The organism is Trichocoleus sp. AS-A1 (assembly GCF_039962015.1).
Classification (GTDB): domain Bacteria; phylum Cyanobacteriota; class Cyanobacteriia; order Cyanobacteriales; family FACHB-T130; genus FACHB-T130.
The window spans coordinates 14,554-28,050 of record NZ_JAMPKG010000016.1 but is presented as its reverse complement, the minus strand read 5'-3'; the positions used below and the strand labels follow the sequence as shown (position 1 = coordinate 28,050).

8 protein-coding genes are annotated in these 13,497 nt (G+C 44.7%); 3 read left to right on the top strand and 5 right to left on the bottom strand.

Annotated elements, in window-relative coordinates:
* Positions 1-206 precede the first annotated feature (206 nt).
* The 3 genes from NC994_RS13860 to NC994_RS13850 form a co-directional block, all read right to left on the bottom strand.
* The gene (locus tag NC994_RS13860; RefSeq protein WP_190430016.1) at positions 207-980 is read right to left on the bottom strand and encodes a DUF928 domain-containing protein; all 774 of its coding nucleotides are present in this window, start codon (positions 978-980) and stop codon (positions 207-209) included.
* Between the two features lie 471 nt (positions 981-1,451).
* Positions 1,452-3,950 (bottom strand): CHAT domain-containing protein, encoded by a 2,499-nt coding sequence (locus tag NC994_RS13855; protein WP_347276943.1) that lies wholly within the window; start codon positions 3,948-3,950, stop codon positions 1,452-1,454.
* A 317-nt stretch (positions 3,951-4,267) separates the two neighbouring features.
* The gene (locus tag NC994_RS13850; protein WP_190435603.1) at positions 4,268-6,565 is read right to left on the bottom strand and encodes a filamentous hemagglutinin N-terminal domain-containing protein; all 2,298 of its coding nucleotides are present in this window, start codon (positions 6,563-6,565) and stop codon (positions 4,268-4,270) included.
* A gap of 696 nt (positions 6,566-7,261) precedes the next feature.
* On the opposite strand from NC994_RS13850, the gene NC994_RS13845 reads away from it, so the two are divergent.
* Together NC994_RS13845 and NC994_RS13840 are read left to right on the top strand one after the other, a co-directional pair.
* Positions 7,262-7,669, top strand: coding sequence for a ChuX/HutX family heme-like substrate-binding protein (locus tag NC994_RS13845; protein ID WP_190435600.1), 408 nt, complete (start codon positions 7,262-7,264; stop codon positions 7,667-7,669).
* 86 nt (positions 7,670-7,755) lie between these two features.
* Positions 7,756-8,502, top strand: coding sequence for a DUF6816 family protein (locus NC994_RS13840; protein WP_190435598.1), 747 nt, complete (start codon positions 7,756-7,758; stop codon positions 8,500-8,502).
* Between the two features lie 31 nt (positions 8,503-8,533).
* Here the strand turns inward: NC994_RS13840 and NC994_RS13835 are convergent, their stop codons facing one another.
* Positions 8,534-11,125, bottom strand: coding sequence for a CHAT domain-containing protein (locus NC994_RS13835; RefSeq protein ID WP_190435595.1), 2,592 nt, complete (start codon positions 11,123-11,125; stop codon positions 8,534-8,536).
* Between the two features lie 340 nt (positions 11,126-11,465).
* Positions 11,466-11,900, bottom strand: a complete 435-nt coding sequence (locus tag NC994_RS13830) for an SRPBCC domain-containing protein (RefSeq protein ID WP_190413358.1) — start codon at positions 11,898-11,900, stop codon at positions 11,466-11,468.
* A gap of 152 nt (positions 11,901-12,052) precedes the next feature.
* Here NC994_RS13830 and NC994_RS13825 point away from each other — a divergent pair, with 152 nt between their 5' ends.
* Positions 12,053-13,444: a malic enzyme-like NAD(P)-binding protein gene (locus NC994_RS13825; RefSeq protein ID WP_190435592.1), complete on the top strand. Its 1,392-nt coding sequence runs from the start codon at positions 12,053-12,055 to the stop codon at positions 13,442-13,444.
* The last annotated feature ends 53 nt before the right edge of the window (positions 13,445-13,497 follow it).

The following is a 13,497-nucleotide window of genomic DNA, read 5'->3' as shown; positions in this document are numbered from 1 at the left end:
ATCAAAAATAAGAGGAAGGGGAAAAGGAAAATGCTTCTTCTTTCCCTATTCCCCTTATCGATTTTGGCAATTGATTGATGCTTGAATTTGATTTGGCAGCATCCGACTCAACTCGCCTGCTTTCCGTCCTAAGTATATTTACTGAAATAATTCAATCCTTTTCTGCCCTACTCTTAAATCCTCAAAACTTTAGATTTTCTCATAGCCTAGTTTAAGAATGGCTTTGTAGCGATCGCTTGTAGCCCAATCGAGTTTAACAATTCCTGCCATGTTGAAGCCAAAGTTGCTTCACTCGGCTCTAAGCGTCTAGCTTCAGCTAAACTTGCTACGGTATCGAACCAAATCCCGTGTTTTCCATACAGAGCAGCACGCTCTAGTAGAGGTTGATTCTGAAGCTGGCTCATTACCTCGGAAGTGAGTTTAACTCGTCGAATTTCTCCTTGTACCCCAGGGCTACCGGGTCTGAGTCCTTGTTCGCCAATGATGATAAAAGTCCACCGATACTTCTTGTCAATTTCTAGAGGTGGCGCATTATCTGGAAGTTTGAAACTAAGAATGCCTTCTTGACTCGAAATCGGAATTTTTGCTTGGTAATGAAAATTGTTATTTTCGTCTACTAATCCAAAAAATATTTCCTTAGCAGAAGTTGGAGGTACATAAACCAAGAATGTTGGATGCTCTGCTACTGTCAACTTGCTTGTAGCTATTGGCACCAGCGGAGTCACGCACTCGCCTGTAGCGATTACTGCTTGAGGACATTCATCACCACGAGATGCACCTCCTGCGGTGTCATCTGGTTGTCCACTTCCTGGAGGTTCAAAGGTTACGCGACCTATCGAAGTACCGGCTAGAGTTTGAGATTGGTTAACCGACTCGGATTGGGCGATCGCTTTAGTCAAAAAGCTAGGAGCAATAATCAGTCCTAGTGATAAAAAAAATGCAACTAGCGTTTGAGTGGTAAAAGATTTGTGCTGTACCATTTTCTTACCTCAAAAGAAATATTGTACTGAATTTACACCTAATTATTACTGTAATAACACGTAGATTTCTTCAGTAGAAATACTTGGTTGTTGTAAGAAGTTCCCCAGCGAACAGTAATCATGTTTATGGACTTTTAGAGTTTCTATCGAAAGTTAAGGCTAAAAATAGGCAGATAAAGGGTTCGTGAATGCGAGATTCCCGACTTGGTTAAGAAGTTCGGAATCTGAACCGCTAGCTCATAACTCCAATAGGATTGCCATCAATACGGTTCAATTAGTAGAAATATGCAATAATTTTCGCCGCCTAGGAACAAGGGCTATCGAGGCTTTTTAATCTATTGCTGTTTAAGGAATCATCTTATCCGAACCGTTTTGCGATTGCTATGTTACCTGGGGGTAACTCTCTGTTAGCCTCCTAGAAACAGAACCTCCAAAAATTGCGAAGTAAGTGGACTGAAAACTCCTACCTATTCAAAGCCAACTTCCTACTAAAATAAAAGATGACCAGTAAAAAGGATGAGCATATTTTGGCTGTTTTAGCAGAGCTATCTGTGCCTGACGAAGGGCTTTAACTTTGCTTTCTCCTTGTAAGAGTTGCTGATAAAATTCGCCCATAAGCTTAGCAGTGGATTCATCTTGCACTGACCAGAGAGTTGCTAAAGTACTGCGTGCGCCAGACCGCACGGCTACTCCTGCTAATCCTAATACCGCTCGCTTATCACCAGTTGCAGTTTGGCAAGCACTCAGAACTAATAGTTCAATCGGATTAAAAGTACTCGGATCTCTAGAACGTAATAAATTCTCGAATTCTTTGACATTTATCCTACCATTCCACGTCAGAATAAATGTAGAATCTGAGCTAGAGCTAAACTGCCCGTGAGTAGCTAAATGAACAACCGTAAAAGAATTTTTATTCAGATAGTTTTGTAAGTTTACTTCGGTAAAATCCTCATTTATAAATACTTTGGAAGGAACTTCAGACGCGATTTGGCTGACTTCAGCTCCTACTCCTGGCAATGCTGGAAAACCTTGTCGAGCTTCGGTAATTCCGCCTGCTAAAATTTTGTTTCGCTTTTGGGCAAGTAACTGGCTTAACGACGCACTTCCCACTCGTGGTGCAACCAACTGTAAACCCGGAGCTACTACTATATTGTATTTTTCAATGAGATATTGTTTACCGTCGTACAGCGCTGCCATTGGTAAACTTCGCAACGAACCGTCTAGCACAAATACTAAAGTGGCGATATTACTTTTGGTTAATTCTGTTTCAACAGGTTGGATTAACCAGCGATAAACTTGCTGAGACAGACGCAAACGAGCTTCACTTGAAAAAAATGGATTAAGAGATTCTAATAACTGCTCCAGGGTTTCTTCAATATCATTTTTCACTAGCCTAGTCGAGTAATGGCTGAGAGGTTTTCCGGGTAAAGATAAGATTACCTCTAAACGATTTGACAAAATAATGGGGTAGATGACTGCTGCTTGAGGATCGAGTTGATCGATTTGCTGGGGTTGAACATCTAAACAAGCTTCTCGAAAAAAGTTATCTAATTCTGCTAGATGTAGCGCTTCAATGACTTCGCGAGCTTGTTTAATATTGGTTTGGCTGGGATTGGATTCTAACAGTAACTCTACTAACTCACGATAAATGGGTTCGACGTTTTCGCGAAAGGAAAGTTGAACGTCGGGATTCAGCGCGATCAAGTCGCTGCGGAGGGATTGTAAGGTATTAACAGCTTTGGTGTAAGCCGCGATCGCATTCGGAATATCGCCTTGCTGTTTGAGAAGTTTGCCGAGTTGTCCTTCCCAACGAGCCACAATACTAAAAGCATTAATTTCTTGCGCGATCGCGAGTGCTTGTCTCGTCAGCTCCTCCGCTGGTTTCCATTGCTGCGTTTGTTCGTACAGGTATCCGAGTTGACCCAGCGCGTAAGATTCAGCACGCGAGTCTTTAAGCATTCGCGCTTGTTCGACAGCTTTTGCTAATATCTGGGCAATCTCTTGAGAATTGACAATCTGCGATCGCTCTCCCCGATTTCCCAATTTTATGAGAGTTCTAGCCAAGTTCACTCGACTGTAAACAGCAGCGCGACTAGGTAAGATACTCTCTAATTGAGACTGGATTTGGGGTAATAATGCTTGGGCTGCGGCTGGTTGTCCAGTTTCTACTAAAAGGCTTAATCGGTTCAGTTGGACTTCTAAAACTAAAGAATTGGGAGAACTCTCTACTATCTTTCGGTAGATTTCCAGCGCTTCCCTCGGTTTTTGTAAAGCTCTAAGAGTATTTCCCAAACTAAATAAACTGGCATTAATTTCTAAGGGAAAGTTTAGCCTTTGGGCGAGTGACAAACTTTGTTCTAAAACCTGCTGGGACTGAGTTAAATCTCCGACTACTTGTAAGGTAACTCCCAGACTTCGCAATCCTGATACTTTCAGCGAGGAATCTGGCAAGTTTTGCAACTGAGTATTTAATTGTTCTAAGTTTGTTTTAGCTTGTCGGTAGAGTCCTAATGCTTGCAAAGCTTGAGCTTGGTTTATCAAACTGCCTAATTTCCCAACGTCGTCGCCTGCTGAACCGTAAGCTTTTTCAGCTTGTTTCCATGTATCTAAAGCCGCTTCCGTTTGTCCTAATGCTAGCTGGAGGCTGCCTTGAGTATTCAAAACTTGGGCAAGAGTGGCTGCATCGGGTTGGGTTTGCAATAAGTTGAGACTTTGAGCGATCGCGTTTTTCGCTTGCTCCCATTGACCCAATTCTTGATAAGCGTTCGACAGATAGCTTAAAACGAGGGCAGCGTGGAGGCGATTGCCCTGCGCCTCCAGGTTTTCGAGCGCTTGTTGCCAGAATGCGATCGCTTCATCAAATCGTCCTGCTTCATACAGGGTTCTGCCTTGTTCTAGTACAAAGGCATCATTCTGTTTAGATTCTGAAGGAGCATCAGAATCCGGAATATTTTTAACAATTGATACCAATTGTGAATCAAAATAAGAAAATTTAAGATTAGTCTGCGCTAGTGCCGGTAAAAATGCTGTCACCAAAAAAAGTGTCAACAAGCTTAGCAAAATCCGATAATGAATACTTTTTATAAGCCACCTTGTTTTTAGCATAAAAGTTTTTGCAAAATTAAAAGGTTATTCATATTTCTCTGTTTTTATCTGCGGTTCAAAAGATAAAAATTCTTTTGCAATAAGTCTCTAGCAATCTAAAGTTAGTTTTAAAATTTAATAAACCGCAAAGGACACTAAAGAAAAGAGACGGAAGATTCCATGAATAATTGAAGATTGTTATATTATTTAGAAACACTGCAACTAGCAATTTCATCCCAGGAACTTTGAGCCACACCATTGATAGATTTGGAAACCAACTCTACCTCACCATTAGAATTTTTTACCCATCCAGTTGCCTCCACCATTGGAGTACGTGCAGAGGCAGTCTTGGAAACGGGGACAGGTAAGGAGGTATTACCCCTAGGGAGGCGCAAATCCCGCCATACTGTACTTCCTAACAAAGTTTCATTGGGATCTGCTGGCAAACCGCCGCGTCCAGTGACAACAAAACTATTCCCCCTAGAAGCCAAACAACCTTGGGAAATTTGTTTGCTAATGTCAGTAAAATTTTCTGGTAGTGCAACTAAGCCAGAAGAAGGGTTCACATCAGCAGTATTAATTTGGACAATCCCACTGAACTGAGTTCCTCGACTAGAAGTGGCGGTGATATCGCTATTTGAAGTTTTAAAGATGCCGCTAGCATTGATTCTTACTTGACCCCCAAAGCTTTGTTGAGCATTGGCAGTAATATCGCTATTTTCTAACGCGACTAACGTTTTTGTATTAATAATGATGTTGCCACCATTGGTACTGATATCATTATTTGCAATTGTCTGACCCGTATCAAACAGGATGATGTTACTGGCATCAGTCGTAATTAGGCTGTTGCGCCACAATCGCAAATCTTGAGATTCAATCGTAATATTTCCCTGTTCCGCCTGTCGCTGAGTCGCTCTAATAATCGAGTTATTATCTAGCTCAACTATGGCAGCGCGAATATTAATATTACCAGCATTGCCTTTCCCAAAATTAGCAACATTAATTGTTGCCCGCTCCCGAAAGCTCAATCTGTTAGCAATTACTGTTACGTTGCCCGAATTTCCCGTCAACGGCGGTGGAGAACTCGCAATATTGCTTAAGCTAGTCCTAGCATAAAAACCGCTACCAATTCCCCCAGTTGCAGAAGTTCCTCGTATTTGTACGTCATTGGCTCGAACTGTTATGTTGCCACTTTGACCTGCGCCAAAGGTAGACACAGAGATCACCGCTCCATTTTCAAGAGATAGTTGTTTAGCATCAATAATGACATCACCGCCAACTCCAGTTGAGGCAAAAGTAGGATTAGAAAAAATACCCGTCAGACGCGATCCATTTGCTGAAAGACCACCCAAGTGAACATTCCTGGCTTGCACTCGTAACGTACCAGAATTCCCTGAAGCGTTAGTCCCCATACCAATGGATGCTCCATCTCTTAGTAGCAACCGATCTGTTGTAATTATTAAATTGCCGCCTTTTCCCTCACCATTCGTCTGAACAAAAAAGCCGCTACCGATTCTGCCGTCGGCTGTTCTACCAATCAGTTCTATAGTATCCAAAACATTGATGGTGGCGCTTCTCCCCGGTTGAGATCCTTCTGTGAGGGATACGATGAGCGAACCTTGTTCTAGTTTCAGATTTCGGCTTTGTATCTGAAACGAACCTCCCTGTGCGCCGCTGCTATCCACTGAAGCAGCACCCGATAAATTAATATTTCCTAATTCTGCAAGTTGTTGTTCATTGTTGAAGCTGATTTGTTCGCTGCTGACTTGCATTGCCAATGAGCCACGAGTAACCGACCAAAGTTCAATTGCTCCAGACTCTGCCCTTAAATTACCGCCATCTAAGGCGATTTCTCTCCCGACTAAAGCTAAGGTTTTCCCAGGTTGCACCGCTAGACCCTCGGTTTTCGTATTCGGCTCTAGTCCGCCTGTTTGTCCGAACCTGAAATTGTGTCCCGATCCTTGAATGCGAATAACTCCTGCGTTTGAAGCGTTAAATTGTAAGCCTATCGGAACATTTATCATTAGCAATGGGGGGGCGCTAGGCTTAGTAGCGCTAAACTCAGTTCCATTGCTAAATCGAATGCTGTTAGCAGTCGAAGCGAGAAAGGAACCACCTATATTAAGTTTGGCATTTGGACCAAAAGTAATGCCGTTGGGATTGATAAAAAACAAATTAGCTGTGCCGTTCGCTTGAATCAATCCATCAATATGAGAAAGATTGCTACCTGTAACGCGACTGAAGATGTTTTGAGTCTCTACGGCGTTGTTGAAGAAAGCTTCAGTATTTATAGGAATGGAAAATTCTGTAAAGCTATGAAATAGATTGCCGCCTACTTGCGTGCCGCCCTCAATTCGGATGGCGTTGCCTTCGGGGATAGCAATGGTATTATTTTGCAGCGTAGCATCCGGAATAATTTGTGCTAAGGTGCAGCTAGAATTATTTAACCATAAAAGGAAAATCGTACCAGTAACCCAGAGGAAATGACCAGGCTGGCTCACAGTTTTTAAACTCAAAGGTAGCGCTTGCCTACAGTATACGCGATCTACAACTTGCCCTAGAGAAAATACACCCTAAACTTCTAGGGAAAGGTAGATTGTAATACAAAATGTGGGATGGATAGCTCCTATAAAATAGTTTATCATTACCGTGTTTTCCTGAATAGATGACCTATTAAAAAAAGGGATTTGCGCTCAAAGAGTACAACAACAGGAATTTAGATGGAGAGGTTTAAGTTGTGTTAGTCAAAAGATAAATAGACGGATTAAAGAGAAGGTTGGCAATTTGGTTCTTGCTAAGGCTGAATTGGCTAAAGCTATGAAAGAGATTTTTAGGACATCGCCCTTCTGTATAATATGGATGCCAGTGCCATCGGTCGCAGAGACAATCGACTGTGCCTGTGCCGCTGCGCTGAATGCAAAAGCATTCCCATGCAAAAGCTAGAACAAGGGAAGAAAGAAAACCGAAAACAATTGTGCTGGGTTTTAGTTGCTTGGTGGCTTTGTTCGGAGTTTCAATAAATAGCTAATTTGATGCGTGGATGATTTTGTATGCTTTAAAATGAGGGAAATTGATTATCTAACATGAGGTTAACATGAGGTTTTTGCCAAAAATCTCAGGATTACTTAGAGAATCAGTTATCCTAATGTCACATTAATGTCAACAAAGCTTTACTTTTTCCAACATTCAAATTTACCATGAAAGCTAATCTGAAAGAATTTTTAGAAGCCTGCGAAAATTTAGGAACACTGCGTCTGATTGTGACCAGCAGTGCTGCTGTTTTGGAAGTCCGCGGCCCGCTGAAAAAGCTGTTTTATGCAGAATTACCTAAGGGTAAGTACGCTAATATGCACGCTGACATATTCGAGTTTCACCTGAATATGGATGCTATTAAGCAGGTAAAATTTGAGATGGGCGAATCAAAACGCGGTAACTTTACTACCTATGCTATTCGCTTTTTGGATGAGAAAAATGAACCTGCCTTGAGCGCATTTCTCCAGTGGGGCAAACCAGGAGAATACGAACCAGGACAAGTAGAAGCATGGCAGTCTCTTCAGGAGAAATATGGAGAAGTTTGGGAACCAGTACCCGTTGATTCGGTGTAGTCGAAATGTTTGAAAACTCGGTAAATTGAGGATCTTTCTGTGTTTAAGAGCTATCTAAACCTACAAACAAACCCTCGCTTACCTTGATGCGACGAGTCTTTTGGGGTTGTTTCCTAATTTTGGGGTTGCTGCTGTGGGGAGGGGAAGCGCAGGCGGGGGGTTTGGCTGACCGTTTGGCGCAGTTTCCTCACTGGGACAGTAAACCACTCGTCAGCGCCGCGAAGGGTGACTTAGTTTATCCTGACTGGATGGAAGGTACTTGGAACGTCACCAGTACATTAGTGGATTTAGTGGCACCCTTAGCGCCAGAAATTGTGACGCCAGGGTTTGAAAGCAATCGTCGCCAGCTGAATCAGCCTGTTAGTTTCCCAGTGCGATTCAAAAATCAAGACGCGATAGCTGTCTCTACAAAAGGCAAAAATCATCTGGTAGTGGCAGATCGGGCGTTTAATGGGTTGAGTATCGGGAAGGCATATTTAGGCGATCGCGCGATCTTATCGGTCAAAGTCGATCCCAATTCTCCCAATCGTCAGGTGACTTTACTGCGAGGCGATCGCCAGCTAGTCTCAATTGTCACGAGTCGAGGCACCGAAACACTCGCCCCAGATCGATTTATTGCCACAGAAGTGTCTCAGCAAGTCTTTCGCGGCACCCCTCAGCCGTATTTCAATACAGTGGAAACCACAACTGCTTATCACCGGATTCACTCATCCATTGAAGCCGATCAAGTAACAGCAATTTACCTCTCGCCTCAAGATCCAGACTATTTCAAAGCTGTCGCTCGACCCGTTGCACTTTATCGCTATCAACTACAACTTTTGCCAGTTGAATAGCTAAACGCGATAAATGGCGTCTCTCAAAACTTTATTGTGCTTCGCCAATGAGGGTAAATGCAGCCCAATTTTTGGGATCGGGGTGTTGTTTCATTGTTGTCAGCATGGCTTGACGGAGTGCAGTGGCTTTGTCGGAATTTTGCTGCATTTGGCGATAAAATTCGGTCATTAAGGCTGCTGTGGGAGAATCTGGTACCGACCATAAGGAGACAATTACGCTGGGAACTCCTGCGGAAATCAAAGAACGAGATAACCCGATGACGCCATCACCAGTAATTTTGCCTCTTCCCGTGTCACAGGCACTCAGGACGGCTAATTCGGCGTTTAGCTTCAAGTCGAAAATTTCAGCAGAAGTCAGCAAACCGTCATCTGTTCCGGCAGGTGCCAGCGCGATCGCGCCCGGTACGCTCAACCCTTTAAAATCATCCAGTAGCCCGTGTGTTGCCAGATGAATAATCTTAGCTTTAGACATTTGTGGCAAGATAGCAGCTTTGGTGGCGGCGTTGCCGATAATGGGTTTGGTATTGAGGAGTTGCGCGATCGCTTTAGCTTCTGCTTCCGCACCCGGTAAGCTTGACAGTTGTTGAGGCGGTTCTCCTGTTTTAGGAATAATCCTTGGCATAGTCGGATTTCCGACTACCAGCACATCTGTTCCTGAAACCTTTTGCCGTTGTTGGCGTGTTAACTCTAACACTTGCATTGCTGGTGCTGTAAGGATAGTGTGTTTTTCGATTAAGTATTTACCATTCGCGTCCTTAAGTGCTGCGAAGGGAACTAAAAATAGCGATTCTTGGGGAATGAAGATAACGCGATCGCTTGGATCTTTTGGCAAGAATTCAGCAATTGGTTGAATCAACAGTTGATGTAGTTGCTGCAAGCGTTGTTTTTGGTCAACTTTATCTACCAGCGACACTCCAATGCCACCGCGTCCCCTGACACCAATAGAATCACGACTGTTGGTAACAAGGTCTTTTAACGATGTTTTTAGCGATTTGAGGTCAACCTTCTTAAACGCTACTTCACCCGTAGGCTTGATGACCCAAATGTAGAGTTCTGATTGACGCCATTCCTCTTTCCCCTGATTTTTGAGGGCATCATAGACAATCGAATATTGAACTAACGTAGAGTTTTGTTCTTTAGCAATTTGCTGGATTTGTTGAATTGTTGGTGGTTTGCTAGAGACAAGGGTTATCGCGTCTCTACTTCGATCGTTGGACTTAGAGGATTGCCGTGAGGCTAACAACTCCACAAAGGCTCTGGCTCTACCTCGTTCGGCAACCTCTAAGGCAGTATTAATCTTATTCTGGGCAACAAGACTCTGTTGCAGCAAGCGGTAGGAATTCGCTTGCGTCTCAAAGACTGAGACTTTAGCCGTATCTGTTAATCTAGGTCGCAGAGACTCCCGAACTTCCATCGCAGCAAATAAAGCTTTTTCCGCATCAGGATACAGTCCCAGCTTGTTGTAAACTGTCCCAAGATTGTTGAGAGTTGTTCCTTCCCCTTCCTTGTCGGCCACTTGTTGGCGAATGACCAAAGCTTGCTCGTAAGACTTCAAGGCATCAGCATACTGTCCCAGAGAGTCGTAAACTGCCCCCATATTGTGGAGAGTAGTCCCTTTCCCCGCCTTATTACCTAATTGTTTGTGAATGACTAAAGCTTGCTCATGGAACTTTAAGGCTTGGGCATATTGTCCCAGCTTGCGGTAAACTTCCCCAATATTGTTGAGAGTAGTCCATTCCCCCGCCTTGTCGCCAATTTGTTGGACAATCACCAAAGCTTGCTCATGAAACTTTAAGGCTTGGGCATACTGTCCCAGATTGTCGTAAACCTGCCCGATGTTGTCGAGAACAGCCCCTTGCCCCTGCTTATCGCCGATTTGTTTGAAAATGACTAAAGCTTGCTTGTAGGATTTCAAGGCATCCGCATATTGTCCCAGCTTGTTGTTAACTAACCCAATATTGTTGAGAGCATTCCCTTGCCCTGCCTGGTTGCCGATTTGTTTGAAAATGACCAAAGCTTGCTCGCAGGACTTCAACGCATCCGCATACCGTCCCAGATTGTCGTAAACTCCTCCAATATGGTTGAGAGCAGTTCCTTCCCCCTTTTTATCGCTAATTTGTTTAGCAATGACCAAAGCTTGCTCATAAGACTTCAAAGCATCGGTATACTGTCCCAGCTTGTTATAAACACCTCCAATATTGTTGAGAGTAGACCATTCCCCCGCCTTGTCGCTGATTTGTTTGAAAATGACCAAAGCTTGCTCGTAGGATTTCAAGGCATCCGCATACCGTCCCAGATTGTCGTAAACTGCTCCAATATTGTTGAGCGTAGCCCCTTCGCCTTGGCGATCGCCGATCCCTTTGAAAATCTCTAAGGTTTGCTCAAACGTTTGTAACGCTTCTCGGAACTTAGTTGTATTAAACTGCTGAATACCTGTATGGTTCAGCCGCAATGCCTCGGCTTTTCGCTCTTGAGTTGTTTGTGCCTGTGCTGATGCTAGTTGGGGCGCATAGGGATGGGATGAGCGCCCATCAATGGATGAATTCAGGCAAATGAGCAGCGTTACAGCGATTGTAGAGATAAGAGATATCGTGTCTTTAGGAGATTTCAGGTGTGGGTACATGGATAGACGGCTCCACAAGCAAGCTAGACAATTTCTCGCCTAATCTAGCCCTACTTCTTTGCTTTCGAGAAGTTCCCACCTACATAAAGTAAAAAACCGTGGGAGTTGGAGTTCCACGGCTTCTGAAGGAGTCTTATCTTAAAACAATCTTATTCGGTAGCAACTTATAGAAAAGGGCTGGTAACAGTTTTTGTAACCGAGTTGCCCCAGCCAGTAGAAGCTGCGGCTATATAGCCAAAACCCGGATGGTGCGCGGGTTTTAATTTCATCAGTCCGCAACGGGAGACTGAAGTTTATGTCGCCGCAATTTTTAATTGCCAAGGCAAGGTGTTCCCAGAATTTACATCCGTTCCACATAACGCTTCAACTCCCGCGCCATCCGCTTGATGCCTTGCTGCTCATCATCCCGAATGAAAGGCATAAATACACGAGTCAGCACCCCTGAGAAGGTGTTGCGGTGGAAGTATTTAGTCCGCCCAATACCAATCTCTTGCAACTCAAAGACATACTCATTTTTAAAGCCAGGAATCGAGGAAACCCAAGCGAGGCATAGTCCAGACTGCACTCTAGTAATCAACGGCTGAAACTCTGTTTCCTCCTCACCCGGTACGCGCCGCACAGAGAGTAAAACTTCTTCCCCCTGCTTAAATGGCACCGTTGGATCGAGGTCAAATAAAAAAGTGTTCCACTTGTACCACTTTTCTTTTTTCAACAGAACCTGCCAAACTTCCTGCTTAGGAGCATTAATTTCAATTTCGGTATAGAGACTCGCCATTATCGCGGCAGCTAATCCGGTAGTGTAACTGGGTACAATTGGAAACTTGCAGCTCCTTTAGGCTAGGAGCGAACAATTTTGGATTTTGGAGGAAAGGATTTTAGATTCCCAATCCAAAATCTATCATCTTAAATCTAAAATCCTTAGTCAGCATGGTCAACCTAACACCCAACTCTAGCTTCAGTTTAACGATTCGCCTCCAGATTCCCAATCGCACTGGGATGTTAGCAAGCATTACCACCGCGATCGCTAGTGTCGGCGGTAACATCGGTCAAATTAGTTTAATCGAGCGGACTCGCAATATCGTGGTGCGAGAAATCACCGTCGATGCTGCCAGCACGGAACACACCGAACAAATTGTGCAAGCCGTGAAAGGATTGCCAGATGTCAAGGTAATCGATGTCTACGATTGCACCTTTAACTTGCACCGCGGCGGCAAAATCGCGATGCAGAGTAAGATTCCGCTGAAAAGTCAAGCCGATTTAGCAATGGCTTACACTCCCGGCGTCGGTCGCATCTGTATGGCGATCGCATCTGACCCGGAACAAGTTCACACTCTCACGATTAAACAAAACACGGTTGCGATTGTTACCGATGGTAGCGCCGTACTGGGATTGGGCAACTTGGGCGCAGCCGCATCGTTGCCGGTAATGGAAGGCAAAGCGATGTTGTTTAAAGAATTTGCCGGGATTGATGCCTTTCCGATTTGCCTGGATACCCAAGACACGGATGAAATTATCCGCACGGTAAAAAATCTTGCCCCAGTCTTTGGCGGCGTTAACTTGGAAGATATTGCTGCCCCCCGTTGTTTTGAGATTGAAGCGCGACTGCGGCAGGAACTCGATATTCCGGTGTTTCACGACGATCAACATGGCACCGCAATTGTTAGCCTTGCCGCATTGATTAACGCCCTCAAGTTAGTGAAAAAATCCTTAGCGGATGTCCGAATTGTGATCAATGGGGCGGGTGCTGCTGGGGTAGCGATCGCTCGGTTGCTCAAGAAAGCGGGCGCACAATCCATCTGGATGTGCGATTCCAAAGGCATTCTCTCCAGCCAACGTACCGACCTCACCCCGGAAAAGCAAGAATTTGCTGTCGAAGCCAGCGGTAGCTTGGCAGATGCCATGCAGCAAGCTGATGTCTTCTTAGGCGTCAGTGCGCCTGGAGTTGTAACGCCGGAAATGGTGCGTTCGATGGCAAAAGATCCGATTGTCTTTGCAATGGCGAACCCCATTCCTGAAATTCAGCCGGAATTAGTCACAGAAGATGTCGCGGTCATGGCAACCGGACGCAGCGACTACCCGAATCAAATTAACAATGTGCTCGCCTTCCCTGGCGTTTTTCGCGGGGCGCTCGATTGTCGTGCACAGACCATTACCACCACGATGTATCTAGAAGCCGCTTACGCGATCGCTTCTTTAGTCAAACCCTCCCACCTCGACCGGGAAAACATCATTCCCTCCGTGTTCGACCCGCGCGTTGTCAATGCCGTCGCCGGTGCCGTGCAAGCCGCCGCCCGTCAAGAGGGCATCGCCCGCCATTAAGCGAGAAAAGCAGCTGGTTCCAGGCGCAATCTATCGCGTCTGGAACTGGAAAG

Bases quoted from the DNA above. Each gene is read 5' to 3' on its own strand.
- NC994_RS13825 (WP_190435592.1), top strand. From the start codon at position 12,053: ATGGTCAACCTAACACCCAACTCTAGCTTCAGTTTAACGATTCGCCTC.
- NC994_RS13860 (WP_190430016.1), bottom strand. From the start codon at position 980: ATGGTACAGCACAAATCTTTTACCACTCAAACGCTAGTTGCATTTTTT.
- NC994_RS13845 (WP_190435600.1), top strand. From the start codon at position 7,262: ATGAAAGCTAATCTGAAAGAATTTTTAGAAGCCTGCGAAAATTTAGGA.
- NC994_RS13830 (WP_190413358.1), bottom strand. From the start codon at position 11,900: ATGGCGAGTCTCTATACCGAAATTGAAATTAATGCTCCTAAGCAGGAA.
- NC994_RS13835 (WP_190435595.1), bottom strand. From the start codon at position 11,125: ATGTACCCACACCTGAAATCTCCTAAAGACACGATATCTCTTATCTCT.
- NC994_RS13840 (WP_190435598.1), top strand. From the start codon at position 7,756: ATGCGACGAGTCTTTTGGGGTTGTTTCCTAATTTTGGGGTTGCTGCTG.